The sequence below is a fragment of the Rhizobium sp. BK176 genome, from assembly GCF_024808055.1.
On sequence record NZ_JANUBV010000023.1, the window covers coordinates 1 to 19,640 of the forward strand.

At 60.3% G+C, this 19,640-nt stretch carries 16 protein-coding genes and 2 pseudogenes; 14 read left to right on the forward strand and 4 right to left on the reverse strand.

All coding sequences use genetic code 11. The features are described 5' to 3' along the window. Positions 1-203: 203 nt before the first annotated feature. On the reverse strand, positions 204-1,124 hold the full coding sequence (locus tag FHT76_RS34955; RefSeq protein ID WP_183758059.1) for a LysR family transcriptional regulator: 921 nt from the start codon (positions 1,122-1,124) through the stop codon (positions 204-206). 304 nt (positions 1,125-1,428) lie between these two features. On the opposite strand from FHT76_RS34955, the gene FHT76_RS34960 reads away from it, so the two are divergent. The 8 genes from FHT76_RS34960 (at position 1,429) to FHT76_RS34995 (ending at position 9,521) form a co-directional block, all read left to right on the forward strand. After that, positions 1,429-2,634, forward strand: coding sequence for an ABC transporter substrate-binding protein (locus FHT76_RS34960; protein WP_183758061.1), 1,206 nt, complete (start codon positions 1,429-1,431; stop codon positions 2,632-2,634). A 4-nt stretch (positions 2,635-2,638) separates the two neighbouring features. Beyond that, positions 2,639-3,421: an ABC transporter ATP-binding protein gene (locus FHT76_RS34965; protein ID WP_183758063.1), complete on the forward strand. Its 783-nt coding sequence runs from the start codon at positions 2,639-2,641 to the stop codon at positions 3,419-3,421. Beyond that, positions 3,421-4,122, forward strand: a complete 702-nt coding sequence (locus FHT76_RS34970; protein ID WP_183758065.1) for an ABC transporter ATP-binding protein — start codon at positions 3,421-3,423, stop codon at positions 4,120-4,122. The genes FHT76_RS34965 and FHT76_RS34970 overlap by 1 nt, the downstream gene beginning before the upstream one ends. A 4-nt stretch (positions 4,123-4,126) precedes the next feature. Beyond that, entirely contained in the window at positions 4,127-5,014 is an 888-nt protein-coding gene (locus FHT76_RS34975) for a branched-chain amino acid ABC transporter permease (RefSeq protein WP_016557637.1), read from the forward strand. A gap of 2 nt (positions 5,015-5,016) precedes the next feature. After that, positions 5,017-6,006 (forward strand): branched-chain amino acid ABC transporter permease, encoded by a 990-nt coding sequence (locus FHT76_RS34980; protein ID WP_183758067.1) that lies wholly within the window; start codon positions 5,017-5,019, stop codon positions 6,004-6,006. Positions 6,007-6,025: 19 nt separating this feature from the next. Further along, positions 6,026-7,621 (forward strand): GMC family oxidoreductase, encoded by a 1,596-nt coding sequence (locus FHT76_RS34985; RefSeq protein ID WP_183758069.1) that lies wholly within the window; start codon positions 6,026-6,028, stop codon positions 7,619-7,621. 9 nt (positions 7,622-7,630) lie between these two features. Next, a complete protein-coding gene (gene mmsB / locus FHT76_RS34990; protein ID WP_183758071.1) occupies positions 7,631-8,515 on the forward strand; it encodes a 3-hydroxyisobutyrate dehydrogenase in 885 nt (294 codons plus the stop codon). Between the two features lie 88 nt (positions 8,516-8,603). Further along, positions 8,604-9,521 (forward strand): DMT family transporter, encoded by a 918-nt coding sequence (locus FHT76_RS34995; protein ID WP_183758073.1) that lies wholly within the window; start codon positions 8,604-8,606, stop codon positions 9,519-9,521. Positions 9,522-9,541: 20 nt separating this feature from the next. On the opposite strand, the gene hppD is transcribed toward FHT76_RS34995, so the two are convergent. Further along, on the reverse strand, positions 9,542-10,651 hold the full coding sequence (gene hppD / locus FHT76_RS35000) for a 4-hydroxyphenylpyruvate dioxygenase (RefSeq protein WP_183758075.1): 1,110 nt from the start codon (positions 10,649-10,651) through the stop codon (positions 9,542-9,544). A 127-nt stretch (positions 10,652-10,778) separates the two neighbouring features. On the opposite strand from hppD, the gene FHT76_RS35005 reads away from it, so the two are divergent. After that, positions 10,779-11,252 (forward strand): Lrp/AsnC family transcriptional regulator, encoded by a 474-nt coding sequence (locus FHT76_RS35005; RefSeq protein WP_183758077.1) that lies wholly within the window; start codon positions 10,779-10,781, stop codon positions 11,250-11,252. A 6-nt stretch (positions 11,253-11,258) separates the two neighbouring features. Here FHT76_RS35005 and FHT76_RS35010 read toward each other — a convergent pair whose 3' ends face one another. Further along, positions 11,259-11,711 carry a MarR family winged helix-turn-helix transcriptional regulator gene (locus tag FHT76_RS35010; protein ID WP_183758079.1) on the reverse strand — a complete coding sequence of 151 codons (453 nt, stop codon included), beginning with the start codon at positions 11,709-11,711 and terminating at the stop codon, positions 11,259-11,261. 68 nt (positions 11,712-11,779) lie between these two features. Between FHT76_RS35010 and hmgA the strand changes: the two genes are divergently transcribed. The 4 genes and pseudogenes from hmgA to FHT76_RS35030 all read left to right on the forward strand — a co-directional run bounded on the left by hmgA (position 11,780) and on the right by FHT76_RS35030 (position 17,028). Continuing rightward, a complete protein-coding gene (gene hmgA / locus FHT76_RS35015) occupies positions 11,780-13,141 on the forward strand; it encodes a homogentisate 1,2-dioxygenase (protein ID WP_183758081.1) in 1,362 nt (453 codons plus the stop codon). Positions 13,142-13,157: 16 nt separating this feature from the next. After that, a complete protein-coding gene (locus FHT76_RS35020; RefSeq protein WP_183758083.1) occupies positions 13,158-14,183 on the forward strand; it encodes a fumarylacetoacetate hydrolase family protein in 1,026 nt (341 codons plus the stop codon). After that, positions 14,180-14,839: a maleylacetoacetate isomerase gene (gene maiA / locus FHT76_RS35025; RefSeq protein WP_183758084.1), complete on the forward strand. Its 660-nt coding sequence runs from the start codon at positions 14,180-14,182 to the stop codon at positions 14,837-14,839. Before FHT76_RS35020 ends, maiA begins: the two co-directional genes overlap by 4 nt. 174 nt (positions 14,840-15,013) lie before the next feature. Next, a pseudogene (locus FHT76_RS35030) lies at positions 15,014-17,028 on the forward strand (beta-N-acetylhexosaminidase). Here the strand turns inward: FHT76_RS35030 and FHT76_RS35035 are convergent. Then, a pseudogene (locus tag FHT76_RS35035) lies at positions 17,019-18,228 on the reverse strand (ROK family protein). The pseudogenes FHT76_RS35030 and FHT76_RS35035 overlap by 10 nt on opposite strands. Before the next feature lie 234 nt (positions 18,229-18,462). Here FHT76_RS35035 and FHT76_RS35040 point away from each other — a divergent pair. Beyond that, the gene (locus tag FHT76_RS35040) at positions 18,463-19,638 is read left to right on the forward strand and encodes a Gfo/Idh/MocA family protein (RefSeq protein ID WP_183758088.1); all 1,176 of its coding nucleotides are present in this window, start codon (positions 18,463-18,465) and stop codon (positions 19,636-19,638) included. The last annotated feature ends 2 nt before the right edge of the window (positions 19,639-19,640 follow it).

Genomic DNA, 19,640 nt, shown 5'->3' on the forward strand with positions numbered 1-19,640 from the left:
TGCGCATAGGCGTGTGCAGTCTCCTGCACCATGCGCTCCTCGTCCGTCAGCTGCTCCACCAGCCGGAACGGATCGGCCCAGTCGAAGATCTCGCGGGTATGCTGCATGGTCGTTCCTCCTCGTTCGCCTGCCGGCGCGACTATCCTTCGGGCATAGACCCGCAGTCTGGAAGGGTCAACTCGCCGGACGATTTCAACGTCGATCTAACGCTTGGCCCAAGGCGGAATGAACCTGACATCGTCGCCAGCCACCGCCTCGCGCAGGAAGTCGATCACCGCCCGAACCCTCGGCGACTGGCGAAGATCACGATGGCATGTGATCCAGTAGTGCCGCCTGAGATCGACCTCGTCGGGAAGCACCCGTTCGAGTTCGGGATAGCGGCTGGCGAAGAAATAGGGAAGCACACACAGTCCAAGCCCGTTTCTGGTCGCCGTCAGCTGCGCAAAGATGCTGGAACTCTGGAACTGCGGCTTGATGCGCGGATGCACGTCGCCAAGATAGTCGAGGCCGGGCGCAAAGATCATCTCCTCGATGTAGCTGATGAAGGGATGCTCCAGCAGATCGTCGCGGCAGGTAATCGGCGCGCTCCTTTGCAGATAGTCCCGCGAGCCGTAGAGCTGAAGATGGTAGTCGGTGAGCTTGTCGGAGAAATAAGGTCCGCCCTTCGGCTCATCGAGCACGACGGTGATGTCGGCCTCCTTGCGCGACAGCGACATGATCTGCTGGATCGTCACCAGCTCGAGCGACAGGTTCGGATGGCGCGCGACGAACTTCGGCAGCACGCGCGCAAAGAAGAAGTTCGAGAAACCCTCCGGTGCGCTGAGCCGCACCACACCGCGCTGCGTCATTGCGCCGTCGATCAGGTCGGCGCGCAGCCGTTCGGTCTCCTGCTCCATCTTCTCGGCGGTCTCGACGAAGCGCGCACCCATCGCCGTCATCACGTAGCCTCGCGGGTTGCGCTCGAAGAGCTTGACCTTGAGCGCGAATTCCAGCCGATCGATGCGGCGTGAGACGGTCGCGTGACTGGTGCGCAATTGCCGCGCGGCAGTCGACAGCTGGCCGGTTCGGGCCACCGCCAGAAAGAACTGCAGGTCATCCCAGGTGAATTGCGGTGAATTGTTCATGCTGCCCCCGTCGGCCGTGGCATTGGCCGCTGATATTGGTCTTTCGTCTAATGCGCCGCAGCCCGCGCCGCCCTAAGTTCCAACAAAAGCGCCCTAACGATCTGCATTCATTGGGTCGGTGGCGCGGTAAAGCAATAGTTCTGTTCAAAAATGAACAGATACTGTTTGGAATTGGTTGTAAAGCGGCCTTGCCTGATCGGTGCAATTCCATGATCGTAAGGCACGCGCCGGCGGCTTTTGAGGAGAGCGGCTGGCCAAATCTGAACAGAACGGCATTCTGGTCAATCTCTGGGAGGAGAGAAATATGCGAAAGAGTCTCATTGCGTGCCTGGCATTTCTGCTTGCAAGCAGTACCGCGGTACTCGCCGATGGTGCATCCGACGGCAAGGTAAAGATCGGGATCCTGAACGACCAGTCCGGCGTCTACGCCGACTTCGGCGGCAAGTCCTCCGTTGAAGCAGCCAAAATGGCGGTCGAGGATTTCGGCGGTAAAGTGCTCGGCGTGCCCGTCGAGATCGTTGATGCCGACCACCAGAACAAGCCCGATATCGCGTCCAACATTGCCCGCCAGTGGTACGACACCGAGCAGGTCGACGCGATCATGGAATTGACCACGTCGTCGGTCGCGCTCGCAGTTCAGGCGATTGCGAAGGAGAAGAAGAAGATCGACATCGTCACCGGCGCGGCCACGACCGATCTGACCGGCAAGGCTTGCTCGCCCTACGGTTTCCACTGGGCCTATGACACACACGCTCTTGCCGTCGGCACCGGTGGCGCGCTCGTCAAGCAGGGCGGCGACAGCTGGTTCTTCCTCACCGCCGACTACGCTTTCGGCTATTCGCTGGAACAGCAGACGAGTGACTTCGTCAAGGCAAACGGCGGCAAGGTGGTCGGCTCCGTCCGCCATCCGCTGTCGAACCAGGATTTCTCCTCGTTCCTGCTGCAAGCTCAGTCCTCGGGCGCCAAGGTCATCGGCCTTGCCAATGCCGGTCTCGATACCTCCAACGCGATCAAACAGGCCGCCGAGTTCGGCATCACCCAGGGTGGGCAGCACCTGGCCGCTCTGCTCTTCACCTTGGCTGAAGTTCACGGCCTCGGCCTGGACGCGGCGCAGGGCCTGACCCTGACGGAGGGCTACTACTGGAACCTCGATGACAAGAGCCGCGAATTCGGCAAGAAGTTTTTTGCCCGCACCGGCAAGATGCCGAACATGATCCACGCGGGCACCTATTCCGCCGTCCTCCAGTATCTCAAGGCCATCGACAAGGCGGGCACCGATGACACCGACGCCGTTGCCAAGCAACTGCACGAGTTGCCGGTTGACGATGTCTTTGGTCGCGGCGGCACTGTCGGCCCGAACGGTCGCATGATCCACGATATGTACCTGCTGCAGGTCAAGAAGCCGGCCGACAGCAAGGAGCCATGGGACTACTTCAACGTTCTCGCAACAATTCCTGGCAAGGAAGCCTATATCGATCCCGCCAAAAGCGGTTGCACCGTGACGAATTGAACCCATGGCGGTTTCCGCACATCAATCGAGCGCAACACCGCGGGTGGTTCTTTCCGCCCGCGGCCTGCGCCGCGACTTCGGCGGCTTTAGTGCCGTCAAAAATGTCGATCTCGATGTCCACGACGCGAGCGTCCATGCGCTGATCGGCCCCAATGGCGCTGGCAAGACGACCGTCTTCAACCTGCTGACGAAGTTCCTGCAGCCGACATCAGGCACCATCACACTGATGGGCACGGACATCACCAAAACGGCACCGGACAAGGTGGCGCGTATGGGACTGGTGCGATCGTTCCAGATCTCCGCGGTCTTCCCGCATCTGAGCGTGCTCGACAATGTGCGCGTGGCGCTGCAACGGCCCAACAACCTGTCGACACAGTTCTGGCGCCCGCTGTCTGCGCTCGACGCGTTGAACGACCGCGCCGAACAGTTGCTGGCGAGGGTCGGCCTCTCCAAGGAGCGCGACGCGATCGCGGCGGATCTTTCCTATGGCCGCAAACGCGTCCTTGAGATCGCGACGACGCTTGCACTTGATCCGAGGGTGCTTTTGCTCGACGAGCCGATGGCGGGCATGGGCCACGAGGATGTCGGCGTGGTATCGGCACTCATCCGCGATGTGGCGCGCGACCGCGCCGTCCTCATGGTCGAACACAATCTGTCTGTCGTCGCCAACATCTGCCAGCACGTGACAGTGCTGCAAAGAGGAGAAATTCTCGCCGAGGGCGACTATGCAACGGTCAGTTCCGATGCGCGGGTGCGCCAGGCCTATATGGGCACGGAGGAGGGCTAATGGCGGCACTGCTGGAGGCTGAGGGGCTCAATGCCTGGTACGGCGAAAGCCACATCCTGCACGGCGTCGACATGCGGGTCGGCGAGGGTGAGACGGTGACCATCCTTGGGCGCAACGGCGTCGGAAAGACGACGACGCTGCGCACCATCACCGGCATCGTACGCGCCCGCAGGGGCAAGCTGACCTTCGCCGGCGTAGACATGATGCAAGTGCCCCTACACAAAACGGCGCATCGGGGCCTCGGCTTCGTGCCGGAGGAAAGGGGCATATTCTCGACGTTGACAGTGTCCGAAAATCTGCTGCTGCCGCCCGTGGTGGCCTCGGGTGGCATGGCGGTCGACGAGATCTACGAGCTGTTCCCGAACCTCTACGAGCGGCGCAACAGTCCGGGCACGAAACTGTCGGGCGGCGAGCAGCAGATGCTTTCGATCGCGCGCATCCTGCGCACCGGCGTTCGCATGCTGTTGCTCGACGAGCCGACCGAGGGCCTGGCGCCGGTTATCGTCCAGCGCATCGGCGAGGTGCTGAAGCAATTGAAGGAGCGCGGCATGACCATCCTGCTCGTCGAACAGAATTTCCGCTTCGCTAGCAAGATCGCCGATCGCTTCTATCTTATGGACCACGGACAGATGGTGTCGGAATTCCCGGTGGGTGAGCTGCCGGAGCGAATGGATACACTGCATAAGGTTCTGGGAGTGTGATCTGATGACGATGATCTTCGGCATTCCCCTGCAGGCGTTCATGGGTCAGTTGCTGATCGGGCTGATCAACGGTTCTTTCTATGCCCTTTTGAGCCTCGGTCTTGCCATCATCTTCGGCCTGCTGCGTGTCATCAACTTCGCACACGGCGCGCAATATATGCTCGGCGCCTTTGCCGCCTATCTTCTGCTTGCTTATGGCGGCATCGGCTATTGGCCGTCGCTGATCCTGGCACCGGTCATCGTTGGACTGGCGGGTGCGGTGATCGAGCGCTTGTTCCTTCGACGGCTCTATGACCTCGATCCGCTCTATGGCTTGCTTTTCACCTTCGGCCTTGCCCTGGCTGTCGAGGGGACATTCCGTTACCTCTATGGCTCATCGGGACAGCCTTACGCGCAGCCCCCCGTTTTGGCCGGCGCAGTCAACCTCGGCTTCATGTTCCTGCCGATCTATCGCGGCTGGGTCGTCGTCGTGTCGCTGGTAGTGTGCCTTGGCACCTGGCTTTTGATCGAGAAAACGAAGCTCGGCGCTTATCTCAGAGCCGCCACCGAGAATGCGACGCTCGTTCAGGCATTCGGTGTCAACGTGCCGGTTCTGCTGACATTGACCTACGCTCTTGGGGCGGGGCTTGCCGCCTTTGCCGGGGTCTTGGCCGCACCCATCTATCAGGTGTCGCCGCTGATGGGATCCAGCATGATCATCGTCGTTTTCGCCGTCGTCGTGGTCGGTGGGATGGGCTCGATCATGGGTGCGATCATTACGGGCTATGTACTCGGCATTGCCGAAGGCCTGACCAAGGTCTTCTATCCGGAGGCGTCCAACATCGTGATCTTCGTCATCATGGCAATCGTTCTTCTCATCAGGCCCGCGGGCCTCTTCGGCCGGGATGCATGACGATGACAGAGATCACCGAAACCATCAGGACGGAAAAGAGCCGGACCGCCCTTTCGGTGCAGACGGCCTTCCTGATCATCGGGCTGCTGCTCCTCTTGTTGGCACCGTTCTTCTTCTATCCGATCTTCCTGATGAAGCTCCTGTGCTTCGCTCTGTTTGCCTGCGCCTTCAACCTCCTGCTCGGCTACACCGGGCTCCTGTCGTTCGGCCACGCGACCTTCTTCGGCGGCGCGGCCTATTTTACGGCTCATGCCGTGAAGGAGTGGGGATTTTCGCCTGAGCTCGGCATTCTCGTCGGCGTCGCGGGTGCCGCGGTCCTCGGTCTCGTCATGGGGTTCTTCGCAATCCGTCGACAAGGCATCTATTTCGCGATGATTACGCTCGCCCTGTCGCAGATGTTCTTCTTCTTCTGCCTGCAGTCGGAGTTCACCCATGGCGAGGACGGAATCCAGTCCGTCCCACGCGGCCAGCTGTTCGGTCTCCTCGATCTCAACAGCTCCACCAACATGTATTACTTCGTGCTGGCCGTCTTCGTCGTCGGTATCCTCATCATCTGGCGCTTCATCAACTCGCCGTTCGGAATGATCCTGAAATCGATCCGCGAGAACGAGCAGCGGGCAATATCGCTCGGATATTCCGTCGCCCGCTACAAGCTTGGCGCCTTCGTGATGTCGGCGGCGCTTGCAGGGCTGGCGGGCGCGGTGAAGTCGCTGGTCTTCCAGTTCGCGACCCTGACCGATGTCGCCTGGCAGATGTCGGGTGAGGTGATCCTGATGACGCTGCTCGGCGGCATCGGCACGCTGATCGGCCCGCTGTTTGGCGCAGGCCTGGTGGTCACGCTGGAAAACTACCTGGCGACATCGGAATTCCCGGTGACGATCATCACGGGTGTCGTGTTCATGATTTGCGTGCTGATCTTCCGCCGCGGCATCATCGGTGAATTCTATGCGTCGCGCCTCGGTCGGAAGCTCGGCTTCGTCTACCGCCGCTAACCTGCGGGGTGGCAATTACATGGATCGCTTCGACTACATCATCATCGGTGCCGGCAGCGCCGGCTGCGTGCTCGCCAACCGGCTGTCCGAGGATCGCAACACACGCGTTCTTTTGCTGGAGGCCGGCGGCAGCGACAATTACCACTGGATCCACATTCCTGTCGGCTATCTCTACTGCATCAACAACCCGCGCACGGACTGGTGTTTCACGACCGCGCCACAAGATGGACTGAATGGACGAGTGCTCAACTATCCGCGTGGCAAGGTGCTCGGTGGCTGCTCCTCGATCAACGGCATGATCTACATGCGCGGCCAGGCACGCGACTATGATCTCTGGCGACAGATGGGATGCGCCGGCTGGAGTTGGGACGATGTGTTGCCGTTTTTCCGCAAATCGGAAGACCACTATCGCGGCGAGAGTGAACTGCACGGTGCGGGCGGGGAGTGGCGCGTCGAGAAAGCCCGCGTCCGCTGGGCCGTGCTCGACGCCTTTCAGGCCGCCGCCAAGGAGGCTGGCATTCCGCAGAGCCCGGATTTCAATACCGGCAACAACGAGGGATCAGGCTATTTCGACGTCAACCAGCGATCCGGCATTCGCTGGAACACCGCCAAAGCCTTTCTGCGTCCGGCGATACGGCGTGGCAACCTGACCGTTTTGACAAAGGCCCAGGTATCAAAGCTGGTGATCGAGGAGGGCGCAGTCAGCGGTGTTGACTATAACTATGGTGGCAGCACCAAACGTGCCTACGCGGCAAGGGAGACGATCCTTGCGGCGGGCGCGATTGGGTCCCCGCACATTCTGGAACTGTCGGGAGTTGGCCGCGGTGAGGTGCTCAAAAATGCGGGCATAGACGTCGTCAAGGAGGTGAGGAGCATTGGCGAAAACCTGCAAGATCACCTGCAACTGCGCCTGGCTTACAAGGTGACCGGCGTTCCAACCCTCAACGAGAAGGCGACGAGGCTGATCGGCAAGGCGGCGATCGGTCTGGAGTACCTTGTCAGGCGCTCTGGCCCGATGGCCATGGCACCAAGCCAGCTCGGCGTCTTCACCCGCTCCGGCCCCGATAAGGAAACACCCGATCTGCAGTATCACGTGCAGCCGGTGTCGCTCGACAAGTTCGGCGATCCGGTCCATCCGTTCCCGGCGATCACTGCAAGCGTCTGCAATCTGAGGCCGGAGAGCCGCGGCTCGGTACACGTGACGAGCCCGGATTTTGCCGCCCAGCCGACAATCAGTCCCAATTATCTCTCGACCGAACGCGATCGCGACATAGCTATCCGTTCGATACGCCTGACACGGAGGATCGTCGCGCAGCCTTCATTCGCGCGGTTCCACCCGGAGGAATTCAAACCTGGCCCGAACTACCACACGGACGCAGAACTGGCGCAGGCCGCCGGCGACATCGGCACGACGATCTTTCATCCCGTCGGAACTTGCCGGATGGGCGCCGATCGCGAAAGCGTCGTCGATCCGCGCCTGAGGTTCAGGGGGCTGGCGAAGTTTCGGATCGCAGACGCCTCGGTGATGCCGACGATTACGTCGGGCAACACGAATTCGCCGACGATCATGATCGCCGAAAAGGCGGCGGCAATGATCCTGGAAGACAACAGATAGGAGAACGGCATGGCAACGATCGCTTTCATCGGCCTTGGCAACATGGGTGGGCCGATGGCCGCCAACCTCGTCAAGGCGGGCCATGAGGTCACCGGCTTCGACCTGGCCGCGCCTGTCCTGCAAGCCGCGGAAGAACACGGCGTGAAGGCGGCAAGCCACATCAGTCAGGCGGTTTCGGGCGCCGAGATCGTTGTGACGATGTTGCCACAGGGTAAGCATGTGCTCAGTGCATGGACGGATATCCTTCGCTCGATCCCCGTCGGTACGCTTATCATCGATAGCTCCACGATCGACGTCGACAGCGCTCGCAAGGCCCATGAGATGGCAGTCAGCGCCGGGTGCCTTTCTCTCGATGCGCCCGTTTCCGGAGGCACAGGTGGTGCGGCAGCGGGCACGCTGACCTTTATGGCCGGAGGTTCTGCCGAGGCTTTCGCAAAGGCAAAGCCGATCCTGGAAGCGATGGGCAAGAAGATCGTCCATTGCGGGGAGGCAGGCGCCGGGCAGGCGGCCAAGATCTGCAACAACATGATCCTCGGCATCTCGATGATCGGTGTCTGCGAGGCCTTCGCGCTCGGTGAAAAACTCGGCCTTTCGCATCAGGCATTGTTCGATGTCGCCTCGACCTCGTCGGGGCAATGCTGGTCGATCAGCACCTATTGCCCGGTCCCGGGCCCCGTCCCGACCTCACCGGCGAACAACGACTATAAGCCGGGTTTTGCCGCGGCGCTGATGCTGAAGGACCTGCGCCTGTCACAAGAGGCGGCGCTATCGACCGGTGCTTCCACACCGCTCGGCGCCGAAGCGTCGCAGCTCTATGCTCTTTTCGAGAAGCAGGGGAATGGCGGACGCGATTTCTCCGCAATCATCGAAATGCTGCGGGGCAAGACGGAATAGCCGCTGCCTCGGCTTGACACTCCGGTCGATATACGCGACGGCCCCACCTGCTGCAGCAAGGCAGCGATGGGTGACGGGAATTCCGACTATGCAGCCACAATCTACCGCGACGGGCCTCAAGAACCTCGTGTTGATGGGCGTCGTCCTGATGCTGCTCGGAGACTTTCTCTTCGCCCTCAACGACGCGATGGGTAAGTGGCTGGTGACGAGCTTTTCGGTCGGGCAGGTGCTGCTCATCCGCTCGCTCGGATGCTTCATCATCCTTGGGCCGCTGATCGCGAGGCAAGGCCCTGCCCAGCTTTTCAGGGTAGAGCAGAAGGGGTTGCAGTTTCTGCGCGTGCTTTTGGCCACGCTCGATGTCGGCCTGTTCTATGCCGCCGTCGCCTATCTGCCGCTCGCCGATGTCATGACTTTCTACATGGCGGGGCCGATCTATGTCGCCGCGCTCTCGCACTTCTTCCTCAACGAGCGGATCGGCTGGCGCCGTTGGCTCGCAGTCTTTGTCGGCTTCTGCGGCGTGGTGATCGCGCTACGTCCATCCTCGGCGATGCTGTCGCTACCCTCGCTTTTCGGCATTGTCGGCAGCCTTTCGTTTTCGATGGCGCTGGTGCTGAACCGATATCTCCGCAATACCAGCGACACCACGCTGGTAACCTGGCAGATGATCGCCGCCCTCATCGTCGGTGCGGTGCTTTCGATCGGCGCCTGGCAGCCCACTTCGCCGGTCGAACTCGGCGGCATGCTGGCCCTCGGTGTCGTTGCCTCCTGCGCCCACCTCCTGATCACGCGTTCGCTAAAGCTCGCCCCGGCGTCGCTGCTGGCACCGTTGCAATATAGTTTGCTGATCTGGGCGATCGCGCTCGGATATCTGTTCTTCGGCGATGTTCCGGATCTCTATGTGATCACGGGAGGCACGATCATCGTTGTCGCCGGTCTGTTCATCTTTCATCGCAAGAACCTGCTCGAAACAGTGCCGCCGGAAGCTGTTGCCCCCGACGGCCACTGATTTGCAGTTTGCGTCGGTCGCTAGGCGGCGGCCGGTTTGATGACGCCGCGGCGAATCTGGTCGGCTTCGATGGATTCGAAGAGCGCCCGGAAGTTGCCCTCGCCGAAACCTTCGTCGCCTTTGCGCTGGATGAATTCGAAGAAGATCGGGCCGATCACGGTCTTCGAGAAGATCTGCAGCAGGATCTTTGTCGTGCCGCCATCGAGTACGCCTTCGCCGTCAATCAGGATGCCGTGCTTGCGCATCCGATGTAGCGGTTCGTCATGGCCTGCAACGCGTTCGACGGACATGTCGTAGTAGGTTTCGGGCGGGCCGGGCATGAAGCGTAGGCCATTCTCGGCAAGGTTGTCGGTGGCCTCGTAGATGGCATTGGTGCCGACAGCGATGTGCTGGATGCCTTCCCCCCTGTACTTCCTCAAATACTCCTCGATCTGGCTGGTCTCGTCCTTCGATTCATTCAACGGAATGCGAATCTTGCCGCAGGGCGAGGTGATCGCACGGCTCATCAGGCCGGTGATGCGGCCGTCGATATTGAAGAAGTGGATCTGCTTGAAATTGAAGAGTTCGCGGTAGAAATCCCACCATTTGTCCATGTTGCCGCGATAGACATTATGGGTCAGGTGGTCGAGATAGAAGAAACCGACACCGTCGGGGCGCGGATCACGTTCTCCGAGCCAATCGAACTCCAGATCATAAGCCGAGCCTTTCTTCCCGTGGCGCTCGACAAAATAGAGAAGCGACCCACCGATACCGACGATCGCCGGCACATCGAGGGTCTTGTCGTTGCCCTCGTAAGGTGTCGCACCCTTGGCAACGGCATGATCGAAGGCATGCCTGGCATCGACGACGCGCCACGCCATCGACGGCGCGCAAGGGCCGTGATCGTCGACGAAGCGCATGGCGTGGCTATCCGGTTCGGCATTGACGATGTAGTTGATGTCGCCCTGGCGCCAGACGGTGATGTCCTTGCTCTTGTGCTTTGCGACCGGCCGATAGCCCATACGGGTGAACAGTTCGGCCAGTTTCTCGGGCTGCGGGTGCGCGAACTCGACGAATTCGAATCCATCCGTTCCGGCGGGATTGTCCGCGGTGATTTTTGACGGCGGTGCGTCGTGTGGATACGGGCCCATTTGCTCCTCCTGCGGCAGTAGCCATTTGATGCAAATTATGGGCTTTCTTTCGTGCAATGTACTTGCATTGTGAGTGCAATTTGCAAAATATGCGCACGAAACATGCACAAGAGCGGCGGATTATACAATGTCTGAGCAGCTGGATGGATTTGACCTCAAAATCCTCGCCGAGCTTCAGAACGACGGACGGTTGACCAATATGGAACTGTCCGAACGCATCGCCCTGTCGGCTTCCCAATGCTCGCGGCGACGAACGCGATTGGAAGCCGAAGGCTTCATTCGCGGCTATCAGGCAAACCTCGATCCGGACAAGCTCGGGCTCAACCTGCTCGTCGTCATTTCGGTCACGCTGGCGACCCACAATCGCGACAACGCCCGGCGGTTCGCGCAATTGGTGAACGGTCTTCCCGAGGTTCTCGAAGCCTATGCGCTGACTGGCGAGATGGACTATCACCTGAAGATCGCGACCCGCGGGCTCTCGGGTCTTTCACGCTTCGTCAACGAGGTGCTGCTGCCGCATGAATCCGTCCAGCATGTGAAAACCTCGATCGTGCTCGACACGTTAAAGAACTTCCAAGGCTATCCCCTCGGCGGAGCGTAGCGTAGCTCACCTGGATCTACGGTGCAGCCCGGCAGAGGTCTCGATTGCCGAAAGCGCAAGTTCGAGGTGCCGGATGGCCTCCTCGCCAAGCGTCATTCGCACCGTCTCCTGATACTTGCGGGCCAGCAGGGTAATCTTTCGATAGTGTTGCTGCCCTTGCGACGTGAGCGCGATCTGCTCGAAACGTCTGTCGGTTTCGCTCGGAATGCGTTTTAGCCAATGCCGCTCCTCGAGTGCGCGGACGGCACGACTGACCTTGGTCTTATGCATGTGCGAATGTGCACCGATTTCCGTCGCCGTCATCACGCCGACACTGCCGAGTGCGGCCAGCGTGCGCCATTCAGGCCGCGTCAGATCGAACTCCAACTTGTATTGGCGCGCAAACGAAAGACTTATCAGTTCCGACGCGCGGTTGAGTCGGTAGGGAATGAAACCGTCGAGCTCGAATTCACCCGCCATGGCCGCTCCTTGATAGTTACAAAATCGACGGTTACGTTTGTAACTATATGAGTGGAGGAGATGCAAGCATGGACACGACCGACGCACCGCGATCCCGTGCACAGGCTGGAACGAGCGAGCTGGACTACATGCCCGGCTTCGGCAACGATTTCGAGACCGAGGCGTTGCCAGGCGCTTTGCCCCAGGGCCAGAACAGCCCGCAGAAATGCAACTACGGTCTTTATGCTGAACAGCTTTCCGGCTCGCCATTTACTGCGCCTCGAGGAACAAATGAGCGCTCCTGGCTCTATCGGATCAGGCCGAGCGTGCGTCACACGCGGCGCTTCGATAATGAACGCTATCCGTTCTGGAAGTCCGCGCCCTGCCTTGATGACCACGCGTTGCCGCTTGGCCAGCTCAGGTGGGATCCTATCCCGATCCCCGCCGGGCACACCGATTTTCTTGCTGGCATCAGGACGATGACGGCAGCCGGCGACATCATGACCCAGGTCGGCATGGCCGCACATGCCTACGCTTTCAAGGACGACATGATCGACGACTATGCGTTCAATGCCGATGGCGAGCTCCTCATCGTTCCGCAGGTCGGGACAATCCAGGTCTTCACGGAGATGGGCATCATGGAGGTCGAGCCAACCGAAATCTGCCTCATCCCCCGTGGAATGATGTTCAAGGTGACCACTCTCGGACAGGGATCGGAGTGGCGGGGCTACATCTGCGAAAACTACGGTGCGAAGTTCACCATGCCGGATCGCGGTCCAATCGGTGCCAACTGCCTGGCGAATGCCCGGGATTTCAAGACGCCCGTCGCCGCCTTCGAGGACAAGGAGGCGGCGTGCCGCGTCCATGTGAAATGGTGCGGCAAGTTCTACGTGACGGAGATCGGACATTCGCCGCTGGACGTCGTTGCCTGGCATGGCAACTACACGCCGTTCAAATATGATCTGAAGACCTTCTCGCCGGTAGGAGCCATTCTCTTCGACCACCCGGACCCCTCGATCTTCACTGTGCTTACGGCGCCCAGCGGCGAAGAGGGAACCGCAAATGTCGATTTTGTGATCTTCCCGCCGCGTTGGATGGTGGCCGAGCATACGTTCCGACCACCCTGGTATCATCGCAACATCATGAGTGAGTTCATGGGCCTGATCCATGGGCAATACGATGCCAAGGAAAAGGGTTTCGTGCCGGGTGGCATGAGCCTGCACAACATGATGCTGCCGCATGGTCCTGACGCCTCTGGATACGAAAAGGCCTCAAACAGCCAACTGAAACCGGTCAAGCTCGATCACACGATGGCCTTTATGTTCGAAACCCGTTTTCCACAGCAATTAACCCGATATGCAGCGGAACTGGAGACCCTCCAGGATGACTACATCGATTGCTGGGAGGGGCTCGAGCGGCGCTTCGACGGAACCCCCGGCATCAAGCCATGAATCACGGACTGATCCCATGAAGCTTGCCACACTCAAGGATGGCTCCCGCGACGGCCGGCTGATCATCGTCACACGTGACCTGAGGCGCTATAGTGACGCGGGCGAGGTCGCCCGCACGATGCAGGCTGCACTTGATGACTGGATGACGGCCGCGCCCCAGCTGGCCCAACTGGCAGAACGGCTGGAGGAGGGCACCGCGCCATCCGAAGCCTTTGATGCGAGGCACGTGCACTCACCGTTGCCGCGCGCCTATCAATGGGCCGACGGATCGGCCTACGTCAATCATGTCGAACTGGTCAGAAAAGCACGCAATGCAGCCATGCCGTCGACATTCTGGACCGACCCGCTGATGTACCAGGGCGGCTCTGACAGTTTTCTCGGCCCTTGCGATCCGATCGTTGCCTGCGATGAAGGCCACGGCATCGACATGGAGGGCGAGGTTGCGGTGATCGTCGACGACGTCCCGATGGGGGCTGCGCCCGATCAGGCACTCAGCGCAATCCGGCTCGTCATGCTCGCCAACGACGTTTCGCTGCGCCACCTCATCCCGGATGAACTCGCCAAGGGATTCGGTTTCTTTCAATCAAAACCCGCATCGGCCTTTTCGCCAGTCGCAGTGACGCCGGATGAACTCGGCGACACCTGGAAGGACGGAAAGGTCCACCTTCCTCTTCTCGTCAGCGTCAACGGGAGACTTTTCGGTCGCGCCAATGCCGGCATTGATATGACGTTCGACTTCGCAAAACTGGTCTCGCATGCCGCCAGGACACGTGCGCTGTCGGCGGGCTCGATCATCGGCTCGGGCACCGTTTCCAACAAGAAGGACGGTGGGCCCGGTATGTCGATTTCCGAAGGTGGTGATGGATATTCCTGCATCGCCGAGATCCGGATGATCGAGACCATCCGCCTTGGTCGGCCGGCCACGCCCTTTCTGAAATTCGGTGATACCGTTCGTATCGAAATGACCGACATGAGCGGCGCATCGATCTTCGGTGCGATCGAGCAAACGGTGCAGCGTCAAACTCTGGAGCAGCAACCATGACAGAGATCGTCCTTTACGACTACTGGCGCTCCTCGGCCTGCTACCGGGTTCGGATCGCACTCGAACTCCTGGGGCTTGCCTACCGGACCGTACCGATCGATCTGCTTGCCTTTGCGCACAAGACCGAAACCTACCTCGACGTCAACCCGCAAGGGCTGGTCCCCAGCCTTAGCATCGACGGGCAAACACTGACCCAATCGCTTTCGATCATCGAATACCTTGCAGAGACCCGACCGGACGCGCGTTTGCTGCCCGATACCCCCGAAAAACGGCAGCGGGTGAGGGCGCTGTCCTACGCTGTCGCAATGGACGTTCATCCTATATGCAATCTGCATGTCGCAGCACATGTCGTGCGTCTCACAGGCGACGAGGATGCGCGAGGCCAATGGATGAAAAAGTTCATCGGGAACGGGCTTCGCGGGCTCGATCGAATGCTCGACGATCCACGGACGGGTCGCTTCTGCGTCGGAGACGAGCCGACCATGGCCGACCTCTGTCTGGTGCCGCAAGTCTACAACGCCCGCCGCTGGGGCCTCGACATTTCAGCTTTCCCGCGTATCGAAAAGATCGCCGAAGCCTGCAGTGCGCTGACGCCCTTCAAGGCCGCTCATCCCGATGTTGCCCGCCAGACCGCTTCGCTTCCTCCCGCTCCGTGAGCGCCCGTCCGGACGTTGTCCTGGGCAACGGCAACTTTCGTGCGAAGCGTAGATGGCAGCGGGTTGACGTTGTCGACGGTTGCCTGATTAAATCAAGGTGATTGACTAAGTGACTATCCGCGTCCTGCATTCGTAGCGAATGTTGGAACCAACCAACACGATCGAGAGATATTCATGTTGACACAGCGCCAGCACGCCCTGCGGCTCGAGGCCACATGGCGGCCTGCGACGGACGAAGCACCACAGGCCTACACGCTCAATCTCAAGAACCTGTCGACCAAGACGATCTCCCATTTCACCCTCTGCATCAGCGGTCCCGGCCGGGTGGATCCGGCCGTCCGGATCGAGGGCGGGACCGTCAGCCGCAGACTGTCGAACTTTACCGAGTTCCTGCCGCCGGAAAATTTCGAGCTGGGCGCGGGCAAGACCTGGTCACTGGCGATCTCCGCACTCAGCTGGCCGTTCCAGCATTGGACGGACGGTGCAACGGGTGCCTATCTTGCCTTTGCCGATGGCAGCACGCTATCGCTTTCGGTCGAACCGACCCGATCACTCGCAAACAATGCTCCCTTGAAGCGCGGCGCGCAAATCTATCCCGTTCCAGCCGATCCACCGGTGCCGGTCGCGATCGTACCTTGGCCCTCAGAGGTGTCCGTATCGGGGAAGCGGCAAGCCCCACCCGGCTTCTCGATCAACGCGAGCAACCCCTTGGCACATGCCGCGGCTGATGCCTTTGTTACCCTCGTCGAGCAGCTGTTTGCTGTCGAGGGAATTGTTCGGCCAGCCTCTGAAGGCGGCATGCCCGTCAATCTTGATGTCGTCGACGGATTTGCCGCGGAGGCCTACGACATATCTTTCGCCGGAGATTCAATACAGGTTTCGGCCAGCACTCGCGCCGGCCTCCTCTATGGCCTGATCACGCTTGGTCAGATCTGGCGAGGTGCACATCTTCATCCCCACGCCTTCCGCTTTCCTGTCGAAGGCAAGATCCGCGACGAGCCGACATGGGCTGGCGCGGCCTGCATCTCGACGTTGCTCGACAGTTCTATGCGACGTCCGAAATCAAGAAACTGCTCGCCATCCTTGCCTGGAACAAGATCAACCGTTTCCACTGGCACCTTTCGGACGACGAGGCCTGGCGCGTGGAAATCGACGCCTATCCTGCCCTGACCGAAGTCGGCGCCTGGCGCGGACACGGGCTGGCGATCCCGCCGCTCCTAGGATCGGGTGCGGCGCGGACAGGCGGATATTACACGAAGGCGGCGGTCCGAGAGATCGTTGCGCATGCAGGTGGGCTCGGCATTGAAATTGTTCCTGAAATCGATGTGCCTGGACATTGCTATGCCATGCAACAGGCGATCCCGGAGCTTCGCGATCCGCAGGAAGCCGGAAGCTACTATTCCGTCCAGGGCTTTCCGGACAATTGCATCAATCCGGCGCGCGAGCAGACTTATCAGGTACTGGAAACCATCTTCCGCGAACTGATCGAACTCTTTCCCTTCAGGACGATTCATATCGGGGCGGATGAAGTTCCGCTGGGCGCCTGGTCGGGCTCGCCCGAAGCGCTAGCGAAGCTCAAAGAGATCGGTGGAGACATCGTTGCCAATCAGCACGCCAAGCGGCTCAACGTTATCACCAATACCCATGGAGCAGATGATATCGACGGGTCGGGTGCGGCCGTTTTGCAATCCATCTTTCTCGCAAGGATCCAAAAGTTCCTTGCCGAGCAAGGCTGCATCACCGGCGGCTGGGAGGAAGCCGCGCATGGCAATGTCATCGACAAGGACAAAAGCTACCTCTGCGGCTGGCGGAGCGTCGAAGTCTCAGCAGCGCTTGCCGGGCAAGGCTACGAGATGGTTGTCTGCCCCGGACAGGTCTACTACCTCGACATGGCAAACAGCCCGGATTGGGATGAGCCCGGCGCCAGCTGGGCAGGATGGTCGGAGCCCGAGACGCTCTATAATTTCGATCCGGTCGAAGGCTGGAGCGCTGAGCAGAAAAAGAAGCTGCGTGGCATCCAGGCCTGCATCTGGTCGGAACCGATGACCGACCGCGCCGTCTTCGACCGCCTGGTATTCCCACGGGTCTCGGCGCTGGCCGAGAGTGCCTGGACAAGACCCGAGGACAAGTCCTGGGAGCGGTTCAAGGCGCTCGCGGGCCTGATGCCGATCCTCTACGGCTACTCCTGAGGCCTTTGCCTGAGCGGCTTTTGCAAAACGTCGAACTGTGGATTCGTTTCCGAGAAGATCGGCAGTGCCGCGGCACCAAGAAGGGCCGTATCCCTACCGATCGCACCGGTCATGATGCGCGGCAGAACACGTTCCTGGCCGGGATCGACCGGCCGGTGCAAGGGCTGGAGACGGCGCGCGAGTCCTTCTAGCAAACGCGTCGGCATCGAGCCGCCGAGAACGATCGTCTGGGGGTCGAAGGCGAGTTCGAGAACATCGATCGTCTGCCGCATGGCTTCGGCGCAGTTTCTGCCCATGCGTCGATCCGGTCCTGGCTAAGCCCGGCCACGATGTCGGGGGAACGGGTCCAGGCCTGTCCATGGGCTGTGATATTCAGATAATCATAGGCAGCCCCGAGAGACACATAACGATCCAGGCAACCGCGCTTGCCGCAGACGCAAGGCAGACCGTTCGAGACAGCAATCATGTGACCGATCTCGCCAGCGTTGCTGCGGCTGCCCTTGTAGAGCTGGCCGTCGAGGAACAGGCCGGCGCCGATGCCTCCGCCAAGAAAGAGATAGACGAAACTGGTCAGGCCGCGCCCCACGCCGTAAAGCCGCTCCCCGATTGTCGCTGCGGCCGCGTCGTTTTCGACAAGGACCGGCATACCGAGACGGTCCGCAAGCTTGCTCGCCACGGGAAAGTCCTGCCAGTCGGGCAACGTTACCGGACTAAGTAATGTCACACCTCGGTAGCGTAGCGACCGGGCATTGCGATGCCGGCGCCAAGCAGGCGAGCGCTATCGAGCGGGAAGGCCTGCTGGAGTTCCAGCACGATTTCGGCAAGAACAGGCATCGCCTCGGCTGGCGTTGGCCGTTCGACAGCTCTTTCCACTCGCGCCCGAACGCGTCCCGCAAGATCGGTCAGCACGCCCACCGCAAGGTCGCGCTCCAGGTCCAGGCCAATGGAGTAGGCCCCGTCCGGGTTGATCGAATAGAGCCTGACAGGCTGCCCGCGTGGGATCTTTTTGGCAGCGTCCGCCGTGAGGAGCATCGCCACTTCCAGCTCCTCGACGATATTCGACACCGTTTGCGTCGTGAGGGCCGTCAACCGCGCAATTGCCGCCCGCGACAGGGGACCGTTCGTTCGGATCGCTTCAATCACCACACGCCGATTGTGCGATTTGGCCTGCTCGAGGTTGGTTCTTGAAATTGGCTTCATATGCTCGATGCGTCAGTTCAAAAAAGGCATGTCAGTTTTCGCTTACGTTGTTCGACGTGCGATATCCAGCCTCTTGTCCGCGTGGGGATTCCGGTCGGCCTTGTTCCGGGGGCGCTAGATTTTGATATTGCCCGCATTGTTTGAGAAGTGAGCACGCGCCAGGTCCGGGTTGACAGCTCCGATCGCGCATGTCACTTATGTAACTAAATAGTTATTTATTGGGAGGAAGAACAGATGGCGACGATTTCGCTTGGCATCATCATGCATGGTATTACCGGCCGCATGGGCTATAATCAGCACCTGGTGCGATCGATCCTGGCGTTCCGGGAGCAGGGCGGGCTCCTGCTTAGAAATGGCGATCGCCTGATGCCGGACCCGATCCTCGTCGGCCGCAACGCGGACAAGATCGAGGCGGTTGCCCGCAAGCATGGACTGACCCGAACGACCACCGATCTCGATAGCGCGCTTGCCGATCCGAACAACAAGATCTTTTTCGACGCAGGCTCGACCCAGATGCGCGTCGCCTTGCTGAGGAAGGCCATCGAAGCCGGAAAGCACGTCTACTGCGAAAAACCGATCTCGGAGACTTTAGAGGAAGCGCTCTCCGTTGCTTCCCTCGCAGAGGAGCGCGGCGTCAAGAACGGCGTGGTTCAGGACAAGCTCTATCTGCCGGGCCTGCGAAAGATCGCCTTGCTGAAGGACAGCGGTTTCTTTGGCAGGATTCTTTCAGTGCGTGGGGAGTTTGGCTACTGGGTGTTCGAGGGGGACTGGGGAGTGGCCGCGCAACGGCCCTCCTGGAATTACCGCGCTGCCGATGGCGGCGGTATGATCCTCGATATGCTGCCGCATTGGCGTTATGTGCTGGACAACCTCTTCGGCGAGGTCAAGGCCGTCAGCTGCTATGCGTCAACCCACATTCCAAGCCGCGTCGACGAAAATGGCGAAGTCTACCAGGCTGACGCTGATGATGCCGCCTATTCGACCTTCGAACTCGAGGGGGGCATCGTTGCTCATATCAACTCGTCCTGGGCGGTTCGCGTCCGTCGTGATGACCTCGTGACCTTCCAGGTCGACGGCACTCATGGATCGGCGGTTTGCGGCCTAACCAAGTGCTGGACCCAGCATCGCGTCAACACCCCCAAGCCGGTGTGGAACCCGGACCAGCCACAAACGATCGATTTCTACAGGACGTGGGACGAAGTTCCCGAAACACAGGTCTTCGACAACGGCTTCAAGGCGCAGTGGGAGGACTACCTGCGTTACGTCGTCGAGGACGCGCCATGGAAGTTCACCTTGAGGGAAGGGGCCAAGGGCGTTCAACTCGCCGAGCTTGCGCAAAAGAGCTGGAAGGAGCGACGCTGGGTCAATGTGCCCCCGCTCGCTGGCTCCGTCGCTCGCAAGGTTGCCTGAGG

Coding starts and splice junctions, on each gene's coding strand:
- hppD (WP_183758075.1), bottom strand. CDS start 10,651: ATGGGCCCGTATCCACACGACGCACCGCCGTCAAAAATCACCGCGGAC.
- FHT76_RS34960 (WP_183758061.1), top strand. CDS start 1,429: ATGCGAAAGAGTCTCATTGCGTGCCTGGCATTTCTGCTTGCAAGCAGT.
- FHT76_RS35010 (WP_183758079.1), bottom strand. CDS start 11,711: ATGGCGGGTGAATTCGAGCTCGACGGTTTCATTCCCTACCGACTCAAC.
- FHT76_RS34995 (WP_183758073.1), top strand. CDS start 8,604: ATGCAGCCACAATCTACCGCGACGGGCCTCAAGAACCTCGTGTTGATG.
- FHT76_RS35020 (WP_183758083.1), top strand. CDS start 13,158: ATGAAGCTTGCCACACTCAAGGATGGCTCCCGCGACGGCCGGCTGATC.
- hmgA (WP_183758081.1), top strand. CDS start 11,780: ATGGACACGACCGACGCACCGCGATCCCGTGCACAGGCTGGAACGAGC.
- FHT76_RS34975 (WP_016557637.1), top strand. CDS start 4,127: ATGACGATGATCTTCGGCATTCCCCTGCAGGCGTTCATGGGTCAGTTG.
- FHT76_RS35005 (WP_183758077.1), top strand. CDS start 10,779: ATGTCTGAGCAGCTGGATGGATTTGACCTCAAAATCCTCGCCGAGCTT.
- FHT76_RS34985 (WP_183758069.1), top strand. CDS start 6,026: ATGGATCGCTTCGACTACATCATCATCGGTGCCGGCAGCGCCGGCTGC.
- FHT76_RS34970 (WP_183758065.1), top strand. CDS start 3,421: ATGGCGGCACTGCTGGAGGCTGAGGGGCTCAATGCCTGGTACGGCGAA.
- maiA (WP_183758084.1), top strand. CDS start 14,180: ATGACAGAGATCGTCCTTTACGACTACTGGCGCTCCTCGGCCTGCTAC.
- FHT76_RS35040 (WP_183758088.1), top strand. CDS start 18,463: ATGGCGACGATTTCGCTTGGCATCATCATGCATGGTATTACCGGCCGC.
- FHT76_RS34955 (WP_183758059.1), bottom strand. CDS start 1,124: ATGAACAATTCACCGCAATTCACCTGGGATGACCTGCAGTTCTTTCTG.
- FHT76_RS34965 (WP_183758063.1), top strand. CDS start 2,639: ATGGCGGTTTCCGCACATCAATCGAGCGCAACACCGCGGGTGGTTCTT.
- FHT76_RS34980 (WP_183758067.1), top strand. CDS start 5,017: ATGACAGAGATCACCGAAACCATCAGGACGGAAAAGAGCCGGACCGCC.
- mmsB (WP_183758071.1), top strand. CDS start 7,631: ATGGCAACGATCGCTTTCATCGGCCTTGGCAACATGGGTGGGCCGATG.